The organism is Streptomyces griseiscabiei, from assembly GCF_020010925.1.
Lineage (GTDB): Bacteria > Actinomycetota > Actinomycetes > Streptomycetales > Streptomycetaceae > Streptomyces > Streptomyces griseiscabiei.
Genome location: NZ_JAGJBZ010000002.1, coordinates 1,629,130 through 1,648,418 on the forward strand (window position 1 = coordinate 1,629,130; position 19,289 = coordinate 1,648,418).

Below are 19,289 nucleotides of genomic sequence, written 5' to 3' on the forward strand. Positions count from 1 at the left end.
GCCACCGCGCTGGCGCTCTCGGCCCGAGGGGGCCCGGGGCCCGGCGAACCGCGCCTCGGGATCAGAACGCGTACGGACCGAAGCGCCCCCAAGCGACCACCGCCGCGAGGACCAGCAGGACCAGCGCCGGGGCGGACTCCTTGACCTCGTCGCGGCGGACGTGGAAGACGACCGCGCCGAGCATGGTGACAGCGAGGCCCGTCGCCGCGAGGGGGACGAAGACCGTGGCGATGTCGAGGACGGCGGGGAGGATCAGGCCGATGCCGCCCAGCGCCTCCAGCGCGCCTATGGTCTTGACCATGCCGGGAGAGAACGCGTCGACCCAGGTCATGCCCGAGGCGGCCAGCTTCTCCTTGGACTGGACGGTCTTCATCAGACCGGCGGCGAGGAACGCCGCCGCGAGGAGGCTCGCGATGATCCAGAGGGTGACGTTCATGGCAGGCTCTTCCGGTTAATGGGTTGAATGTTCAAGAGAGAGTGGGGATCAACGTAGGGCGGTAATGGTTGAAGCGTCAAGTCATCCGACGCTTGATCACGTGAAGCGACACGTAGAGTGGGCGCCATGGAGACACCGCAGCAGGCCCGCTGGCTGGACGACGAGGAGATGCAGACCTGGCACGCGCTCGCGGGTGTGATGATCAGACTGCCGAGCGTGCTGGACGCGGAACTGCAGCGGGACTCGGGCGTCAGCCATGTCGAGTACCTGGTGATGGCGATGCTGTCCCAGACCGAGGGCCGCACCCTGCGGATGAGCGACCTGGCCGGATACTCCGGTTCGTCGCTGTCCCGGCTCTCCCATCTGGTGAAGCGGCTGGAGAAGAGCGAGTGGGTGCGCCGCGAGCCTGACCCCTCCGACGGCCGCTACACCCTGGCCGTGCTCACGGAGGCCGGCCACGCCAAGGTCGTCGCGAGCGCGCCGGGCCACGCCGACGCCGTACGGCGGTATGTGTTCGACGCGCTCAGCAAGACCCAGCAGCGGCAGCTGCGGGAGATCGGCCGGCGCATCTGGCAGAGCGTCGCGCCGGACGATCACTGTCTGCCGCCGACAAACTGCAAGGGCTGACGGGACCGGCGCCGGGCGCCGGGGGCGCGCCCGTCCGCTCAGTCGTCGGCCGGCGGCCCTGTCGTACCCCGGACCTCCAGCGTCGGCGTGGTGAGGACGACCTTGCCGGGGCGGCCCGGGTCGGCGATACGGTCCAGGAGGCACTGCGCGGCGGTACGGCCGACGTCGTGGCTGGCGTTGTCCACGGTGGTCAGCCACAGATGCCGCAGCCGTGAGACATAGGTGTTGTCGTAGCCGACGAGGGAGAGGTCGCGCGGCACCCTCAGGCCCAGTTCCTCGGCTGCGGACAGGGCGCCCACACAGGCCATGTCGTTGAACGCCACTATGGCGGTGGGGCGTTCGGGGGCGCCGAGCAGCCGGACCGTGGCGCGATAGCCGCCCTCCTCCGTCAGATCGCCCCGCTCGACGGGCGCCGAACCGCCCAGCCCGTGCTCGCGCATCACCGACTCGAAGCTGCGGCGGCGCAGCGCCCCGACCACCCCGTCCCCCGCGATGTGCGCGATCCGCCGGTGCCCGAGACCGATCAGATGCTCGGTGGCGAGCCGGGCGCCGAGCTGGTCGTCGCCCGCGACGACGTCGACCCGGGGGAGCGTGGGCTCCCGGGCGCCCGCGACCACGGTCGGGATCAGCCCGGCGGCCGAACGCAGCGCCTCGGACGGCGGCAGGGTGCCGACCGCGATCAGCCCGTCCACCCGCAGCTCGGTGAAGGTGCGGGTGAGGTCCTCGCCGAGCCGCCGGTTGAGGTGCCCGTCGGCCAGCAGCATGCGCAGGCCGTTGTCGTGCAGCCGGGAGTTGAGGCCGTCGAGCAGCTCGACGAACCAGGGGTTGCGCATGTCGTTGAGGAGCACGCCGACCGTGCGGGTGCGGCGCTCGCTCAGGCTGCGCGCGGCGGCGTTCGGCCGGTAGCCCAGCTCGTCCACGGCGGCCAGCACCGCCCGCCGCTTCTCCTCGCGCACCTGCTCCGAGCCGCGCAGCACCAGCGAGACCAGTGACTTGGACACACCGGCCCGCTCGGCGACATCGCGGATCGTCGGGGTCGCGGGTCCGGGTCTCATGGCCTGGACCGTTCCACAGCCGTGTGCCCGTGTCAAAGGGCTTGACAGTGCCGGGGCATGCCCCCAGTGTGAACGGCGTACGCTTTTGGAACGGTCCAAAGAAGGGCAGTCATGGTGAGTGGGCTCGGTGTCGCCGTCGTGGGGTTCGGGTGGATGGGACGGGTGCACACCCAGGCGTACGCGCGGGTGACCCACCACTTCCCGGAGCTGGCCCTGCGGCCCGAGCTGGTCACCGTCGTCGAGGACGTGCCCGGCCGCGCCGAGGAGGCGGCCCGGCAGTTCGGGTTCGCCGGCACCGCCCGGGACTGGCGGGAGGTGGTCGCCGACCCGCGCGTCCAGGCGGTCAGCATCACCGCGCCGAACTTCCTGCACCGGGAGATCGGCGTCGCCATGGCCGAGGCGGGCAAGCACATCTGGATCGAGAAGCCGGTCGGCCTCACCGCCGACGACGCCCGCGCCGTCGCCGACGCGGTCACCAAGGCCGGCGTCCAGGGCACCGTCGGCTTCAACTACCGCAACGCGCCCGCCGTCTCCGCCGCCCGCGAGCTGATCGCCGCCGGGGAGATCGGCACCGTCACCCATGTCCGCATCCGCCTCTTCAGCGACTACGCCGCCCACCCGGAGGGCGCCCTGACCTGGCGGTACGAGCGCGAGCGCGGCGGCAGCGGCGTCCTCGGCGACCTCGCCTCGCACGGCGTGGACCTCGCCCGTTTCCTGCTCGGCGACATCGCCTCCCTCACCGCCGACACCGCGATCTTCGTCCCCGAGCGGGCCCGCCCCACCGGCGCCACCGCCGGCCACACCCGCGCCTCCGGCGGCGAGCTGGGCCCCGTCGAGAACGAGGACTACGTCAACTGCCTGCTCCGCTTCGCCTCCGGTGCCCGGGGCGTCCTGGAGGCCTGCCGGGTCTCCGTCGGCGAGCAGAACAACTACGGCTTCGAGATCCACGGCACCGAGGGCGCCCTCTTCTGGGACTTCCGCCGCATGGGCGAACTGGGCGTCAGCAAGGGCGACGCCTACCAGGACCAGTCCGTCCACACCCTCTACGTCGGCCCCGGCCACGGCACCTACGCCGCCTTCCAGCCGGGCTCCGCCAACGCCATGGGCTACGACGACCTCAAGGTGATCGAGGCGTACAACTTCCTCACCTCCATCGCCGAGGGCACCCCGCACGGCACCACCCTCGCCGACGCCGTGCACAGCGCCACCGCGCTGGACGCGATGAGCCGTTCGGCCGGGTCCGGGGCGTGGGTGAGCCTCTGAGAACCGGTGAACCGCCCCTGTCCGCCCCGTCCGGACGTCAGTTGCGGACGAGCAGCTGGAAGTCGAAGGAGTAGCGCGAGGCCCGGTAGACATGGGTGCCGTACTCGACCGCGCGCCCGGTGTCGTCGTACGCCGTGCGCTGCATGGTGAGCAGGGCGGCGCCCTCCGGCTCGCCGAGGCGCTCGGCCTCCTCGGGGGCGGCGATCCGGGCGCCGACGCTCTGGTGGGCGCTGTGCAGGGTGATGCCGGCGTTGCGCATCATCCGGTACAGGCCCGTCGCCTCCAGGCGCTCGGTGTCGAGGTCCAGCAGTCCGGCCGGGACGAAGTTGGACAGGAACGCCACCGGCTGGCCATGGGTGAGGCGCAGCCGTTCGAAGAGGTGCACGTCGGAGCCCTCGGCGATGCCCAGGGCCGCCGCGACCTCGGCGGAGGCCTGCCGGATCTCGCTCAGCAGCACCTGGGTCGTGGGCTGCTGCCCGGCCGCCTCCAGGTCGTCGTACAGGCTGCTCAGCTCCAGCGGTCGTTTGACCTGGCTGTGCACCACCTGTGTGCCGACGCCCCGGCGGCGTACGAGCAGGCCCTTGTCGACGAGCGACTGGATGGCCTGCCGCACGGTCGGCCGGGACAGTCCCAGACGGCCCGCGAGCTCGATCTCGTTGCCCAGGAGGCTGCCCGGGCCGAGCGCGCCGTGCTCGATCGCCGCCTCCAGCTGGCGGGCCAGCTGGTAGTACAGCGGCACCGGGCTGCTCCGGTCGACACTGAGGTCGAGACTCCCTGTACTCCCCGTAGTCGCGCTGGTCACGCCCATGAGGGTATCCGTCCGTCCGGATGACAGGAACCCCTGTCATCGCATTGTCCTTACATGATCGTTCGTGACCGGGGTCTCGGCCGGATCATCGGGGTCTCGGCCGGATCAGAGGTGGCGGCGCCGGCCGGCCACCTCGCGGTCGTACGTCACGCGCGCCTCGACGGCGGCCGGGCGGGCGGCGGTCTCGGCGACCGGGACGTCCCACCAGGCCTGGGCCGGGGGAGCGGTGGGCGCCGGGTCCGTCTCGACGTAGACACAGGTCGGCCGGTCCGAGGCGCGGGCCGTCGCCAGCGCCTCCCGCAGCTCCTTCACGGTCTTGGCGCGCAGGACGTCCATCCCGAGGCTGGCCGCGTTGGCGGCGAGGTCCACCGGGAGCGGGGCGCCGGAGAAGGTGCCGTCGGCGGCGCGGTAGCGGTAGGCGGTGCCGAAGCGTTCGCCGCCGACGGACTCGGAGAGGCCGCCGATGGAGGCGTAGCCGTGGTTCTGGACGAGGACCAGATTGACGGGCAGGCCCTCCTGGACGGCCGTCACGATCTCCGTCGGCATCATCAGATACGTGCCGTCCCCGACCAGCGACCAGACGGCCGTGCCGGGCGCCGCCTGCTGGACACCGATCCCGGCGGGGATCTCGTAGCCCATGCAGGAGTAGCCGTACTCCAGGTGGTACTGGCGGGGGCTCCGGGCCCGCCACAGCTTGTGCAGGTCGCCGGGGAGCGAACCGGCCGCGTTGATCACCACGTCCTCGTCGCCGACGACCGCGTCCAGGGCGCCGAGCACCTGCGTCTGGGTGGGTACGGCGTGCTCGTCGGCGGCGGTGTAGGCGGCCTCGACGACCCGCTCCCAGCGCTCCTTGCCCGCCCGGTACTCCGCCTCGTACTCCTCGCCCACCCGGTGACCGGCCAGCGCGTCCGTGAGCGCTTCGAGTCCGGCCCGCGCGTCGCAGACCACCGTGCGGGCGGCCAGCTTGTGGGCGTCGAAGGCGGCGATGTTGAGGTTGACGAAGCGGACGTCCGGGTTCTGGAAGAGGGTGTTCGAGGCGGTGGTGAAGTCGGTGTAGCGGGTGCCCACGCCGATGATCAGATCGGCGCCGCGGGCGAGGTCGTCGCAGACCGCGGTGCCGGTGTGGCCGATGCCGCCGAGGTCGGCCGGGTGGTCGTGGCGCAGGGACCCCTTGCCTGCCTGGGTGGACGCGACCGGGATGCCCGTCGCGTCGGCCAGCGCCTTCAACGCGCCCTCGGCCTCGCTGTGGTGGACACCGCCGCCCGCGACGAGCAGGGGGCGGCGGGCGGCACGGACGGCTCGTACGGCTTCGGCCAGCTCGACCGGGTCGGGGAGGGGACGGCGGACGTTCCACACCCGGTCGGCGAAGAACTCCTCCGGCCAGTCGTACGCCTCCGCCTGGACGTCCTGCGGCAGGGCGAGGGTGACGGCGCCGGTGTCGGCCGGGTCGGCGAGGACCCGCATGGCGTTCAGGGCGGCCGGGACCAGCGCCTCGGGGCGGGTGACCCGGTCGAAGTGGCGGGAGACCGGGCGCAGGGTGTCGTTGACCGAGACGTCGGCCTCGGTGGGGTGCTCCAGCTGCTGGAGCAGCGGGTCGGCGGTACGGGTCGCGAAGTAGTCGCCGGGGAGCAGGAGTACGGGCAGACGGTTGATGGTGGCGAGGGCGGCGCCGGTGACCAGGTTGGTGGCGCCGGGGCCGATGGAGGTGGTGACCGCCTGTGCGGAGAGCCGGTTCAGCTGGCGGGCGTAGCCGACGGCGGCGTGCACCATGGACTGCTCGTTGCGGCCCTGGTGGAACGGCATCGCCTCCTCCCCGGCCTCAAGGAGCGCCTGGCCCAGCCCCGCGACATTGCCGTGCCCGAAGATGCCCCAGGTCCCGGCGATCAGCCGGTGGCGCACCCCGTCCCGTTCGGTGTACTGCGCGGACAGGAACCGCACCAGCGCCTGGGCGACGGTCAGACGGCGGGTGGGGGACTGGGGCATCGGGACCTCACTGGGGCGAAGGGGTGGGGGTGGGGGCGGCGGGTCAGGGGCGCGGGGAAGCGTGCGTCGGCCGCCGGGTCGTCGCCGGTATGCAACGGATGGAGATCGATTCCGATACGGCCACCGTGATCAGATCGAAAGATTCCGCGGGCTCGGACATGCGCGTCGCTCCTCGGGCGGGGGATGCGGGCCACCGGAGGGCCTTCGCGCGCGGGGATGCGCGCACTCGGGTCCGGATGTATCCCAGGTGTAGGACCCGAAGCGACCCTCTGTCAAGAGTTTGTACTGACATCCTGACCTGCTCGTGAAATGATGTCTTAACAAAGTCTTGACAGGGGGGTCTGTCAGGGGTTTGTATCCCGTCCCAACGAAACAGCGCAGTCGGCCTACCGGCACAATGATCCGGACTTTCGTAGTCCGGGCCCGCGCGGGCATTCCGCCCGACGCTGTCCCGTTCCCTTTCCCCCGTCGCACAGTGAGGTGCTTGGAAAGATGGACCGCACGTTTCACCGCTCCCGCAGAGTGGCTCCCTTCTTCGCCATGGCCGCCGCGTCCGCGCTGCTGATAGCCGGCTGCTCCAGCGACTCCGGCGGCAAGGACGCAGAGGAGGGCGGGTCGAACGCCTCCGCGGGCAAGGCCGACACTCCTCGGATGACGGTCGCGATGGTGACCCACGCCGGCCAGGGCGACACCTTCTGGGACATCGTCCGCAAGGGCGCGCAGACGGCCGCCGACAAGGACAACGTCAAGCTCGTCTACTCCAACGACCCGAACGCGGCCAACCAGGCCAACCTCGTGCAGAACGCGATCGACCAGAAGGTCGACGGCATCGCGGTCACGCTCGCCAAGCCGGACGCGATGAAGGACGTCATCGCCAAGGCGGAGAAGGCCGGCATCCCCGTCGTGGGCCTCAACTCCGGTATGGAGGTGTGGCAGGAGCAGGGGCTGCTCTCCTTCTTCGGCCAGGACGAGCAGGTCTCGGGCGAGGCCTTCGGCAAGAAGCTCAACGAGACGGGCGCCAAGCACGCGGTCTGTGTCATCCACGAGCAGGGCAACGTCTCGCTGGAGGCGCGCTGCGCCGGCGTGAAGAAGACGTTCAAGGGCGAGACCGAGAACCTCTACGTCAACGGCACGGACATGCCGTCGGTGAAGTCGACCGTCACGGCCAAGCTCAAGCAGGACACCTCCATCGACGAGGTCGTCACCCTCGGCGCCCCGATCGCCCTGACCTCCGTGCAGTCCGTGGACGACGCGAACAGCAAGGCGAAGGTGGCGACGTTCGACCTGAACAAGGAACTGACGGACGCGATCAAGGCCGGTGACATCGAGTTCGCGGTGGACCAGCAGCCCTACCTGCAGGGTTACCTGGCGGTGGACTCGCTGTGGCTGTACAAGAACAACGGCAACTACAGCGGTGGTGGCGAGGCTCCGGTTCTGACGGGTCCGGCGTTCGTGGACAAGGACAACGTGGACCAGATCGCCAAGTTCGCCGCGAAGGGCACCCGGTGATCCGCTCATGACCCATGCAACGGCACCGGCGGCGGGGTCCTCCTCGTCGCCGGCTCCGCCGGCCGCCCAGAAGGACGGCCGGACCGCGCAGCGCTCCCTGGGCCGCCGGCTGCTGGCCCGTCCCGAGGTCGGCGCGCTGATCGCCGCGATCGGTGTCTACCTCTTCTTCTTCGCCGTAGCCCCCTCCTTCCGTGAGGCGTCCTCGCTGGCGACGGTGCTCTACCAGGCGTCGGTGATGGGCATCATGGCGCTGCCGGTGGCCCTGCTGATGATCGGCGGGGAGTTCGACCTGTCCGCCGGTGTCGCGGTCACCACCTCCGCGCTGACCGCGGCGATCCTCAGCTTCCAGCTGACGGTGAACGTGTGGACCGGCGTCCTCGTCGCCCTGGTCGTCTCCCTCGCGGTCGGGGCGTTCAACGGCTGGCTGCTGATCCGGACCGGGCTGCCGTCCTTCCTGGTCACCCTCGGCTCGTTCCTGATCCTGCAGGGCTCCAACCTCGCCGTGACGAAGATCTTCACGGGGAACGTGGCGTCGGACTCGATCGCCGACATGGACGGCTTCGACCAGGCCAAGACCGTCTTCGCCTCCGAGATCTCCATCGGCGGCGTCGACTTCAAGATCACGATCTTCTACTGGCTGGTCTTCGCCGCGATCGCGACCTGGCTGCTGCTGCGCACCAAGTTCGGGAACTGGATCTTCGCCGTCGGCGGCAACAAGGACTCCGCGCGTGCGGTGGGTGTGCCGGTGAACTTCACCAAGGTCGCCCTGTTCATGGGCGTCGGCGCAGGTGCCTGGTTCGTCGGCATGCACCTGCTGTTCTCCTTCAACACCGTGCAGTCCAACGAGGGCGTCGGCAACGAGTTCCTGTACATCATCGCCGCGGTCATCGGCGGCTGCCTGCTCACCGGCGGCTACGGCTCCGCGATCGGCCCCGTCATCGGCGCCTTCATCTTCGGCATGGTCAACCAGGGCATCGTCTACGCCAACTGGAACCCCGACTGGTTCAAGGCCTTCCTCGGCGTGATGCTCCTGATCGCCGCCCTCGTCAACCTGTGGGTCCGCGCCCAGGCCACCCGGAGGTGAACCACCCCATGACCGACAACCAGCCCACTGCCGCCACCGACAGTCCTGAGAACGACACCCCTGTCGTCGAGTTGAGGAACACGGGCAAGGCGTACGGCAACGTCCGTGCCCTGCACGGCGTCGACCTCACCGTCCGCCCCGGCCGTGTCACCTGCGTCCTGGGCGACAACGGCGCCGGCAAGTCCACCCTGATCAAAATCATCTCCGGCCTGCACCAGCACACCGAGGGCGACGTCCTCATCGACGGCGAACCCGTGCGCTTCACCTCACCCCGTGAGGCACTGGACGCCGGGATCGCCACCGTCTACCAGGACCTCGCCACCGTCCCGCTGATGCCGGTCTGGCGGAACTTCTTCCTCGGCTCCGAGATGACCAAGGGCCCCTGGCCCGTGCGCCGCCTCGACATCGAGAAGATGAAGCAGACCGCCGACCGCGAACTGCGGAACATGGGCATCGTCCTGGACGACCTCGACCAGCCCATCGGCACCCTCTCCGGCGGCCAGCGCCAGTGCGTCGCCATCGCCCGCGCCGTCTACTTCGGCGCCCGGGTACTGATCCTGGACGAGCCCACCGCCGCGCTGGGGGTCAAGCAGTCGGGTGTGGTGCTGAAGTACATCGCCGCCGCCCGCGACAAGGGTCTCGGCGTCATCTTCATCACCCACAACCCCCACCACGCCTACATGGTCGGCGACCACTTCAGCGTCCTGCGCCTGGGCACCCTCGAACTGAGCGCCGCCCGCGACCAGGTCACCCTCGAAGAACTCACCAACCACATGGCGGGCGGCACCGAACTCGCCGCCCTCAAACACGAACTCGCCCAAGTCCGTGGCGTCGACGTCGACGAACTCCCCGAAGAGAAGGACCTCACCGCACCAGGGGCCTCCTCCAAGGACGGGCCCGCGTAACACCTCCGGCGGCTGCTCCACGTGAGCGGCCACGCCGCCGACGACGGCCGGGTCGTCAGGACGGCTTTCCTGCCCCGATGTGCCCTTCGCCTGAGCGGAGGGGACAGGGAGACCCAGGAGAGGCGTCCTGACGACCGCGGCCGTTCGTCATGACGGCGTGTCATCCCGGCAGTCCCGTGGACACGTGGGCCGGTTCGGGGCGATGCACCCCGCGCGGGCGGTACCCGAGGCTGTCGGACCGTCCCAGCAGGTCCGCCAGGAGCCAGACGATGGCGAGCCACATCTCCGTTCCCTGGAGGCCGGGTTCCGGGCCCGGACCGGTGGTGGCCGGGCCGAAGGCGAAGCCCCGGCCGTCGTGCCAGCGCGCCAGGGCGGAGCCGAGCTGTCCCTCGGCCCAGGACCGGATCTCGGCGGCCCGGTAGCCGTCGTCCCCCGTGCCGGTCGACTGCCGTGCGCAGAGCCACAGCGGGTGGGCCACATCCAGGACGTCGCAGGCGTTCTCGCGGCCCGCGCCGAAGTGACGGGGGTCGCGACCGTGGTCCAGGACCGCGTCCACCACCCGCTCCGGGTGCGGGACGGGCAGCCCGAACTGGGCGAAGGAGCCCCGGGTGAGCCGGTAGTAGCCGTTCACCACCTGGAGGCGCCCGGTGGTGGGTGAGGGCGTGCCCCACATGCCGGTCCACGGGTCGGCCCGGGTCAGGAGCCAGCCGAAGAGGGCTTCGAGGGTGCCCGGGGTGACGGCGGCGGGGGCGTCGGCGGTTCCGCCGAGAGGGCGCCGGAGGTTCCAATGGGCGGCGGTGGCCCAGGAGTCGATCCAGGCGCCCGCGCTCCACGCGCCGTCCCGCCAGGGCAACCCCTCCAGCCGGGCGATGAGTTGACCGGCCGTCATGTCCCGTACTCCGGCGATCGGTTGCCGGAACGACGCGCCCAGCAGGTCCAGCGCGTAGCCCACCGACAGGACGTGGTAGAGGGCGGGACCCTCGCCGGTGAAGCCGTCGGCGTCCATCGGCGGCAGCGGCTCGCCGAGTTCGGGCACCAGACCGGTGTCCCGGTCCTGGAGGGAGGCCAGGCGCTCGATGTGGTCCGTCGCGTCCAGTTGGCCGGGGGCGGCCGACAGCAGCAGGTCGGCGATCTCCACGGCGTCACAGTGCGCCCGGACCGTGGGCGTGGCCCCGGGGCGGTCCACGTAGTGGGTGCCGTCCCAGGACCGGGCGAGGATGTCGGCGGCCTGCGCACGGGCGGCGTCGGCGAACCGGGTCAGGGGGTCACGGCAACGGCGGCCGCCGACACCGGCGTCGGCACCGGCCCCGGCTGACGTGCCCGCATCCGTGCCTCGCGCCCCCTCCCCACCCCCCGTCTCCCGCCGGTCCCGAATCCGGCGCGCCGGGTTGCCCGCCGCCACCGTCCACGCCGGAACGTCCTTCGTCACCACCGCCCCCGCGCCGATCACACAGTGGTCGCCGATCGTGACGCCGTCGACGACGACCACATGGGAGCCGATCCAGACGTCGTCGCCGACGGTGATGCCCCGGCTGGTCTGGGGCTGCCGGAAGACGGGCAGGCCGGGGGCGGTGGAGTGGTTGAAGCCGAGCAGGGAGGTGTGGGCGCCGACGCGTACGCCCGTGCCCAGCGAGACGGTGCCGCGTACGACGGTGAAGGGGTTCAGGGTGCAGTCCGTACCGGTGGTCAGGGTGCCGGTGACATAGGCGTGGGCGGCGATGTACGAGTCGTCGCCGAGCCGGAGGACATCGGTGTGGACCGCCGCGGACCCGGCCACGTAACACCGGGCGCCCACCTCGCTCTCCCCGTCGAGCGACCGCTGCCGTTCCTCCTGCGCGGCCCGCTGTTCCTGTGTCGCCTCCTTCTCGAACAGCCAGGGACAGTGGTCGAGACGGCTCGGGAACGGCTGCTGTCGGTGATCCATGGGACGCACGCTAGGCAGACCGGCGGCTTCCTCGGAAGAGGGCCCCGGCCGCCCTCGCCGACGCCCTCCTCCCCGCCGGCCGCTCCTCCCTCCGGGTGGTGGCGGGGTGCCGGGCGGTGCGTCGGGACGGTCGGATCGTGGGTGACAGCTCATCCTCTTGTCCCTTTAGGGGTCTTTGAGGGTTGTCCTTTCAGAGGCTTGTCGGCATCGCTCCGGGATGGGTCCACGCGCATGGGTTCGAACATCGCTCCGGTCGTCACACCCGTCACCGTGCCGCGGTCCACCGCGCCGGTCCTCGGCCCCCTCGCCGCCGTGGCGGCGGCCTTCACCCTCGCCCAACTCCTCCTCGTACCACCGGGGATGGGGCTCGGCTGGGACGAGGCGGTGTACGTCAGCCAGGTGAGCCCGTACGCGCCGTCGGCGTTCTTCAGCGCGCCGCGCGCCCGGGGCGTGCCCCTGCTGGTGGCGCCGGTCGCCGTGTGGTCGTCGTCGACGGCGGCGCTGCGGGTGTACCTGGCGGTGCTGGCGGGCGTGGGCCTGTACTGCGCGCTGCGCGCCTGGCGGGGTCTGTTCCCCGTGCGGGTGACGGCGGTCGCGGGAGCGCTGTTCGCGTCCCTGTGGGTGACCCTCTTCTACGGGCCGCAGGCCATGCCCAACCTCTGGGTCGCGCTCGGCGCGCTCGGCTGCGTGGGCTGCTTCCTGCGGGTGCGGAACGATCCCGGGGACCGGGCGGCGCTGTGGGGCGCGGGCGCCGCCACCGCGCTGATGGCCTGGATGCGGCCCACCGACACCGTATGGGTGACGCTCCCGCTGTTCGTGCTGCTGGTCGGCGTACGGCGGTGGCGGCGGCCGCGGCTCCTCGGGGCGATGGCGGCCGGGCTCGCCACCGGGGCGGGCGCGTGGGTCGTCGAGGCGTACACCCGGTACGGCGGGCCGGCGGAGCGGCTGGCCGAGGCGTCGCGGGTGCAGGGCGGGCTGGGCTGGAACATCGCCGTCGACGACCAGCTGCGCAGTCTGGTAGGGCGCACACTGTGCCGGCCGTGCACCGGGGACATGCCCCATCCGGCGATCCTCGCGTGGTGGTTGGTGCTGCCGGTGCTGGCGGCGGCCGGGCTGGCCGTCGCGGTCCGGGCCGGGCGGGCGACGCCCACGGCGGTCGCGCTGGTCTGCGCCGCCACGGCCGCCGCGCCGTATCTGTTCCTGATCGGGTACGCCGCCCCACGCTTCCTGCTGCCCGCGTACGCCCTGCTCGCGATCCCCGTCGCCGACGCGCTGCTGAGTCTCGTCAGAGGGCCCGGCGGGGCCTGGCGGCCGGTCCTGGGCGCGGTGGTGGTGTTCGGGGTCGCGGGACATCTGGTGGTGCAGTACACGGTGCTGGCCCGCACCGTCGAGCGCACCACCGCGTTCCACCGCGACTGGGACCGCGCCGCCGCCGAACTGCGGCGTCTCGGCGTACGGCCGCCCTGTCTGCTCACCGGCGACTACGCCATCCCCATCGCCTACTACGCGGGCTGCGCCTCCGCCCACACCCGCGGCAACAACGCCAACACCACCACGGACGGCATCCTGCGCACCGCCGCACGCATGCCCGTGGCCGCCCTCGTCGTCACGGGCGACCCGCCCGGGTTCGCCCGGTCCTGGCCCGTCCATCGGGTCGCCGGGTTCCGGCTGCATCTGGCGCCGCTGGGCGAACGGGCGCTTTCGGGGCCCCGGGAGCGGGAGGCGGAGGGAGGGGGCCGGAGGGGTCAGGAGAGGCCGGTGACGAAGCCGTCCCTGACCTTGTCGAAGACGGGGCGGTAGGTGTCCCAGTCGAGGTCCGGGGCCGAGAGGTAGATGTCGTACTCCCGTTCGCCCTCGCGGCCGTAGCCGAGGTCGATGGCGCGGAAGGCGCGGGCCCGGCCCTGGAAGGTGAACTCCCAGATGGCCGCCGGCTGCCCCCGGAACGTGGTCTGCTGCATCCGCAGCCGCCGGTACGACGGGTAGTTGACCTTGGTGTTGGTCTCGATGTCCTCGAAGTGGGCCATGGGGTGCGAGCCGGCGGGGTCCACGACGCCGATGGTGAGTTCGGCCAGCTTCGTCTCGTCGGTGTAGGTGACCGACTCGGCCGTCCGCTTGGCCGCCGTCCAGCCGTCCGGGACGGGGAAGGCGATGCCGAGGGCCTTGTCCGTGACCAGGTGGAAGCCGTCGGGGACGGGGGAGGGGGAGAAGGCCGGGCTCGCCGTGGCACTGCCCGGTGTACCGGTGTTGCCCTCGGGGTTGCCCGTCACATACAGCGCGGCCCCGACGGTCAGGGCGGCCACGGTCACCGTGACGGCCACGGGCACGAGGATGCGGCGCCTTTTCCGGGGCCGGGGGGACGGCGGACCGCTCTCCGGTCCGCTGCCGCCGCCGCTCGGCCCGATCCTTGTTCCGGTTCCGGTGCCCGTTCCTGTGCCCGTGAGGGTGACTTGGCCGGTGTGCCGACCGCCTGTCTCCCCGTCATGGTCGTACGAGCCGCCGTTGCCGCCGTTGCCGCCGTTCCCGCCGTTCCCTGTCGCGGGGCGCGGCAGGGCGATCGTCTGCTGGCCGGAGACCACGGCGCGGAGCGCGCGTTCCGTCTCCTCGGCGGTGGGGCGGTCGGCGGGGTCCTTGGCGAGGAGGGCCTCGACGAGGGGTTCCAGGGTGCCGCCCCGCTTCAGCGGCTCCAAGGGGTCCACGGCGATGGCGTACGCGGCCTCCATCGCGGTGAGGCGGCGGAACGGCGGGCGGCCCTCGACCGCCTGGTAGAGGGTCGCGCCCAGCGCCCACAGGTCCGAGGCGGGGCCCGGCGTCCTGCCGCGGATCCGCTCGGGGGCCATGTAGTGGATGGAGCCGACCATCTCCCCGGTCCTGGTGAGCGTCGAGGCGTCCGCGGTCATCGCGATACCGAAGTCGGTGAGCACCACCCGGCCCTCGGCGCCGAGCAGGACGTTGCCGGGCTTGACGTCGCGGTGCAGGACGCCGGCGGCGTGCGCGGCGCGCAGCGCGGCGATCATGCCCAGACCGATCCGGGCCGCCTCCTCCGGCGGGAGGGTCCGGCCGTCCGTGAGGACGTCGGCGAGCGTGGGCGCCGGGACGTACTCCATGACGATGCAGGGGCGGCCGTCACCGGGGGCGGTACCGACGCCGCCCGGGACGCCGTCCAGCCGGCTGTCCACCGGGCCGTCCACGTGGTCGTCCACGACGTCGTGGACGACGATGACGTTCGGGTGCGCGATCCGCGCCGCGCTGCGGGCCTCGCGGCGCGTGCGCTCGTACAGTCTGACCAGGTCGTCGGGTGACAGATGCGGCTGTATGTGCAGCCGCTTCACCGCGACTTGGCGGTCGAGGACCTCGTCCCCGGCCCGCCACACCGTGCCCATGCCGCCACGGCCTATCTGCTCCGTGAGCCGGTAACGCCCGGCGACGAGCCGCCCTACGTCCGACACCACGTGCCCTCCGCCAGCCCCGCATACGTTCGATTCGCCTGGTCACCTTAGCCGGACGGGGTCAAGGGCCGGGCAGGAGGACCGGTGCTGGGCACGCGGTGGGCCAGCGGTGGGGCGTCGGCGGTTGTTCGGCGTACCGTCGTGACTGTGGACTCCACGGCTGACGGTCTCGTGTCCCAGGTCGCGCGGGAGCTCGTTCCCAGGGCGGACGAGCTGATCGCCGAGGTGGAGCAGTGCCTGCGCCGCGAGATGCCCGACCTGTGGAAACACCCCGACGCGATGGCCTCGGACAATGTCGCCCAGCACGTCATCGCCGTGCTCTCCGCCCTCCAGTACGGCGTCGACCCGCGCGGTATCGAGGTCCCGAACGCCGAGCTGGAGCGGGTCCGCCGGGTCGCCCGGCACGGCATCCCCGTCAGCGCGGTGCTGCGCGCCTTCCGGCTGGGCCAGGGCATCATCCTCGACCGGCTGCTGGAAGAGATGTCCCGGCGTACCGACGACGCGGCCCTGATCAGCGAGGCCGCGCGCAGTCTGATCGCCACGGCGACCGGGTACGTGGACCGGACCTCGGAGCAGGGGGTCGTGGCCTACCAGGAGGAACGGGACCGGCGGCTGCGCTGGCGGCTGTCCATGGTGAACGAGGCGAGCGTGCGCATCGGCACCACCCTGGACGTGGTCCGCACCAGCCAGGAGCTGGCCGACTTCGCCAGCGAGCACTTCGCCGACCTCGTCACCGTCGATCTGCTCGACTCCGCGCTGGGCGCCCACGACGCCCCGCCGGACGACCCGCCCGCGTCGCCCGTGCTGCACCGGATCGCCCAGCGCTCGGCCACGCACCCCGACCCGGCGCCGGGCCGCCGCCGGCCCCACACCTTCCCGCCGGGCTCACCGCCGTCCCGCGCCCTCGCCACCGGCCAGCCGACCAGGCACCGCCTCGACGGCGCCCGCCGGGGGCCGCGCGAGGCCCCGGAGCCCTCGGACGCCTCGGACGCCTCGGCGGGCGCGTGTACCGGGGAGCGGGCCGACGCGAGCGGCGGGTGCGCCGTCGTGGGGGGCGGCGGTGAGGTGAACGGCGCCCGCCCGGTCCACTCCACGCTGGTCGTGCCGCTGCGGGCCCGGGGCGCCACGCTGGGCGTCGCGCAGTTCTGCCGGGACCGCAACCCCGACGCGTTCGACGACGAGGATCTGCTGCTCGCCCAGGAGATCGCGGCGCGGGCGGCGGTCGCCGTCGACAACGCCCGCCGCTACACCCACGCCCGCGCCACCGCCCTCACCCTGCAGCGCAGCCTGCTGCCCCGCCGCACCCCACGGCAGTCCGCCGTCGACGTCGCCTTCCGTTACCTTCCCGCCGACGCCCACGGCGGTGTGGGCGGTGACTGGTACGACGTCATCCCGCTCTCCGGGGCCCGGGTCGCCCTCGTCGTGGGCGACGTCGTGGGCCACGGCATCCACGCCGCCGCCACGATGGGCCGCCTCAGGACCGCCGTCCGTACCCTGGCCGACATCGACCTGCCCCCCGACGAGCTCCTCACACACCTGGACGACGTCGTCATCCGGCTGGCCGCCGAGGTGGACGAGGACGGCGACGACAGCGAGACCGAAGCGCCCGGGGGCACGGGTGCCGGAGCCGCTGGAGGCGCCCAGAGCACCGGAGCGGGCGGGGCCGCCGGCGGCGACCTCGGTGCCACCTGTCTCTACGCCGTGTACGACCCCGTGTCGCGTCGCTGCACCCTCGCCCGCGCGGGGCATGTGCTGCCCGCCGTGGTGAGGGGGGACGGGGCCGTCGAGATCCTGGACCTGCCCCCGGGGCCGCCGCTCGGGCTGGGCGGGCTGCCGTTCGAGGCGGCGGAGATCGAGCTGCCCGAGGGCAGTCTGCTCGCGCTCTACACCGACGGGCTGATCGAGGCCCGGGACCACGACATCGGCGCGGGCCTGGACCGGCTCCGCGACGCCCTCGCCCGGCCCGCCGCCTCGCTGGAGGCCACCTGCGACGCCGTACTGGAGGCGCTGCTGCCCGCCAAGCCGCCCGACGACGTCGCCCTGCTCCTGGCCCGGACCCATGCCCTCGGGGCGGGCCAGGTCGCCACCTGGGACCTGGCCGCCGAACCCGCCGCCGTCGCGCAGGCCAGGGCACATGTCACCCGGCAGCTGGCCGACTGGGGCCTTGAGGAACTGGAGTTCACCGCCGAACTGGTGGTCAGCGAACTCGTCACCAACGCCATCCGCTACGGCCGGCCCCCCGTCAAGCTGCGCCTCATCCACGACCGCACGCTGCTCTGCGAGGTGTGCGACGCGGGCGGCACCACCCCGCATCTGCGCCGGGCGCGGGTCTTCGACGAGGGCGGCCGGGGCCTGCTCCTCGTCGCCCAGCTCGCCGACCACTGGGGCACCCGCCGCTCCCGCCGGGGCAAGACGGTCTGGGCCGAGCTGAACGACTCCGCCACCCCCGCGTTCCCGGCCCTGGCGGCCCTCTGACCCCGGGCACCGTCCGGCCGGCCCCGCGCTGATCTGACGTGTGTCAAATAAACGGCGGCCGGGTCCCTAGGATGATGAGCCGGACATGAGGCGGACATGAGCCGTGTCCGAGTCGGACGTGAGGGAGACAGACGGTGGCAGCAAGGGCCGAATCCGCCCGGCGACCCGGGCGCCCCGGTGCGGACACCCCCGCGGTCCCCGAGGAGGAGAGCGTCCTGCGGGGCGGACTGGAGGCCTTCGCGGAGCTGGGCTACGACCGGGCGTCCGCCCGTGAACTGGCCCGCCGCCTCGGCGTCAGCCACAACTTCGTCAACGACCGCTACGGCTCCAAGGCGGCGTTCTGGCGCGCGGTGGTGGACTCCGCGATGGGGGCGCAGCTCGCGCTCCTGCCCGAGCCCGACCCCGCGGCCGACGACGCGGAGAACCTGCGGCGCCTGATCACCGGCTTCTACCGGGTCGCCGCGGACACGCCCCTGGTCGCCCGGCTCTTCGTCGACGAACTCAACCAGGACACCGAGCGGTTGGACTACCTCTACGACAACTACATCGGGGTCGTCGTACGCAACATGGCGTCCTGCGTCGACGGTCTGGTCGCCGCCGGACGCATGGCGCCCATCCCGATGGACGTGCTCTTCTTCGCCGTCGTCCCGACCGTCTCCGGCATGCTCGACGTCCCCCTCGCCCGCCGCCTCGGCCGCACCGACGCCTCCTCCCCGGAGCGGGTCGCCGCCACGGCGGAGTCCCTGGCGTCCCTCGTCCTCGACGGGCTGCTGGGGGCGGGGCGAGGATCTGGGGGGTCCTAGGCCGGTCCTAGGCCGTGTCCGTGCGCTTCGGCACCGTGTCCAGCAGGTCGCGGGCCATCAGCCGGGCCGGTTCCGTGGTGCGGTCGGCGACCAGGCGGAAGGTGTCCTCGGCCGGGCGGGCGGGCCAGGCCGGGGGCAGGTGCCGGGCGGGGAGGCGGGGGTCGGTGCGGATGGTCCAGAGCCACTCGCTGACGAGCCGCAGCCGGGTCCCGATCGGGTCGTCGCCGGAGGCCGCGCCGAGGTGGGCGGCCCAGCGTTTGTCGAAGGTGACATAGCGGGCCGCGATCGACTCCAGGTCCCAGGTGTCACGGACCATCACCTCGATGTCGGTGGCCACGTCGGCCCGGGCGTGGAAGATCTTGACGTGCTCGGTGAGCCCCAGCTCCGCGACCACGCCGGCGATGTCGACGTCCCCCGGCGCGATCCACAGCCCGCTGTACAGCGCCCCGAACCCGGACCAGGTCAGCCGCGAGCGCAGGTCGTGCCGCTGGCGCTTCCAGGAGTCGGGGAGGGAGAAGCCCAGCAGGGTCCAGGTGCCGTCCCAGTCGTCGTTGACGGCACCCTGCTCCCAGATACGGGTCCGGCCGTCCAGCAGGACGCGCGTCGCCTGCGGGGTGAGGCCGAAGTACATCCTGCGGCCCTCCCGTTGGCGCCGCAGGAGGCCCCGGTTGACCATCCGGGTCAGCGTGGAGCGTACGGCCTGTTCCCCGACGCCGACGCGGCCCAGTACGTCGATGATGCTGCCCGAGTACACGCACAGGTCACGGTCGCCCTCCTCCAGCACGTGGTTGCCGAAGAAGGCCAGCATGAGCGACTGCGGGCGCGGCTGCGGGCCGTCCGGGGTGTCGCTGTCCGGGGTGTCCAGGATGTCGTAGTCCTCCACAGGGGCAAGCGTACGGCCGCCCGCCGACGCTCCGGCGGGCGGCCGTCCCAGGTCACCGGCGGTCGGCCCGGCGGCCGGGCGGAACCTC

At 72.3% G+C, this 19,289-nt stretch carries 15 protein-coding genes; 8 read left to right on the plus strand and 7 right to left on the minus strand.

Translation table 11 applies throughout. The annotated features are described in order from the left end of the window. Positions 1-61: 61 nt before the first annotated feature. Positions 62-436, minus strand: a complete 375-nt coding sequence (locus J8M51_RS24550) for a DoxX family protein (protein WP_086761552.1) — start codon at positions 434-436, stop codon at positions 62-64. Positions 437-562: 126 nt separating this feature from the next. Between J8M51_RS24550 and J8M51_RS24555 the strand changes: the two genes are divergently transcribed. After that, positions 563-1,063: a MarR family winged helix-turn-helix transcriptional regulator gene (locus J8M51_RS24555; RefSeq protein WP_086761554.1), complete on the plus strand. Its 501-nt coding sequence runs from the start codon at positions 563-565 to the stop codon at positions 1,061-1,063. Between the two features lie 38 nt (positions 1,064-1,101). Here the strand turns inward: J8M51_RS24555 and J8M51_RS24560 are convergent, their stop codons facing one another. After that, positions 1,102-2,118: a LacI family DNA-binding transcriptional regulator gene (locus tag J8M51_RS24560; RefSeq protein ID WP_086761556.1), complete on the minus strand. Its 1,017-nt coding sequence runs from the start codon at positions 2,116-2,118 to the stop codon at positions 1,102-1,104. Between the two features lie 111 nt (positions 2,119-2,229). On the opposite strand from J8M51_RS24560, the gene J8M51_RS24565 reads away from it, so the two are divergent. Then, the gene (locus tag J8M51_RS24565; RefSeq protein ID WP_086761558.1) at positions 2,230-3,381 is read left to right on the plus strand and encodes a Gfo/Idh/MocA family protein; all 1,152 of its coding nucleotides are present in this window, start codon (positions 2,230-2,232) and stop codon (positions 3,379-3,381) included. 37 nt (positions 3,382-3,418) lie between these two features. Here the strand turns inward: J8M51_RS24565 and J8M51_RS24570 are convergent, their stop codons facing one another. Both J8M51_RS24570 and iolD read right to left on the minus strand, forming a co-directional pair. After that, complete coding sequence (locus J8M51_RS24570; protein WP_267299479.1) at positions 3,419-4,189, minus strand: GntR family transcriptional regulator; 771 nt, start codon at positions 4,187-4,189, stop codon at positions 3,419-3,421. A gap of 105 nt (positions 4,190-4,294) precedes the next feature. Next, a complete protein-coding gene (gene iolD / locus J8M51_RS24575) occupies positions 4,295-6,172 on the minus strand; it encodes a 3D-(3,5/4)-trihydroxycyclohexane-1,2-dione acylhydrolase (decyclizing) (protein WP_267299480.1) in 1,878 nt (625 codons plus the stop codon). A 492-nt stretch (positions 6,173-6,664) separates the two neighbouring features. Here iolD and J8M51_RS24580 point away from each other — a divergent pair, with 492 nt between their 5' ends. Genes J8M51_RS24580 through J8M51_RS24590 form a run of 3 tightly spaced genes read left to right on the plus strand, consistent with a single transcriptional unit; the run spans position 6,665 to position 9,670 of the window. Next, positions 6,665-7,681, plus strand: a complete 1,017-nt coding sequence (locus J8M51_RS24580) for a sugar ABC transporter substrate-binding protein (RefSeq protein ID WP_267299481.1) — start codon at positions 6,665-6,667, stop codon at positions 7,679-7,681. Between the two features lie 7 nt (positions 7,682-7,688). Further along, positions 7,689-8,765 (plus strand): ABC transporter permease, encoded by a 1,077-nt coding sequence (locus J8M51_RS24585; protein WP_086764821.1) that lies wholly within the window; start codon positions 7,689-7,691, stop codon positions 8,763-8,765. Between the two features lie 8 nt (positions 8,766-8,773). After that, entirely contained in the window at positions 8,774-9,670 is an 897-nt protein-coding gene (locus J8M51_RS24590) for an ATP-binding cassette domain-containing protein (protein WP_086764819.1), read from the plus strand. Between the two features lie 160 nt (positions 9,671-9,830). Here J8M51_RS24590 and J8M51_RS24595 read toward each other — a convergent pair whose 3' ends face one another. Next, positions 9,831-11,594 (minus strand): acyltransferase, encoded by a 1,764-nt coding sequence (locus tag J8M51_RS24595; protein WP_267299482.1) that lies wholly within the window; start codon positions 11,592-11,594, stop codon positions 9,831-9,833. A 231-nt stretch (positions 11,595-11,825) separates the two neighbouring features. Between J8M51_RS24595 and J8M51_RS24600 the strand changes: the two genes are divergently transcribed. Continuing rightward, entirely contained in the window at positions 11,826-13,394 is a 1,569-nt protein-coding gene (locus tag J8M51_RS24600; RefSeq protein ID WP_267299483.1) for a hypothetical protein, read from the plus strand. Here the strand turns inward: J8M51_RS24600 and J8M51_RS24605 are convergent. Next, positions 13,340-15,043 carry a serine/threonine-protein kinase gene (locus J8M51_RS24605; protein ID WP_086751695.1) on the minus strand — a complete coding sequence of 568 codons (1,704 nt, stop codon included), beginning with the start codon at positions 15,041-15,043 and terminating at the stop codon, positions 13,340-13,342. The genes J8M51_RS24600 and J8M51_RS24605 overlap by 55 nt on opposite strands. 144 nt (positions 15,044-15,187) lie before the next feature. Between J8M51_RS24605 and J8M51_RS24610 the strand changes: the two genes are divergently transcribed. Continuing rightward, complete coding sequence (locus J8M51_RS24610; RefSeq protein ID WP_086751698.1) at positions 15,188-17,515, plus strand: SpoIIE family protein phosphatase; 2,328 nt, start codon at positions 15,188-15,190, stop codon at positions 17,513-17,515. Between the two features lie 134 nt (positions 17,516-17,649). After that, complete coding sequence (locus J8M51_RS24615) at positions 17,650-18,318, plus strand: TetR/AcrR family transcriptional regulator (protein WP_086751700.1); 669 nt, start codon at positions 17,650-17,652, stop codon at positions 18,316-18,318. 7 nt (positions 18,319-18,325) lie between these two features. Here J8M51_RS24615 and J8M51_RS24620 read toward each other — a convergent pair whose 3' ends face one another. Further along, positions 18,326-19,201, minus strand: coding sequence for a PaaX family transcriptional regulator (locus tag J8M51_RS24620; RefSeq protein WP_267299704.1), 876 nt, complete (start codon positions 19,199-19,201; stop codon positions 18,326-18,328). Positions 19,202-19,289: the final 88 nt, after the last annotated feature.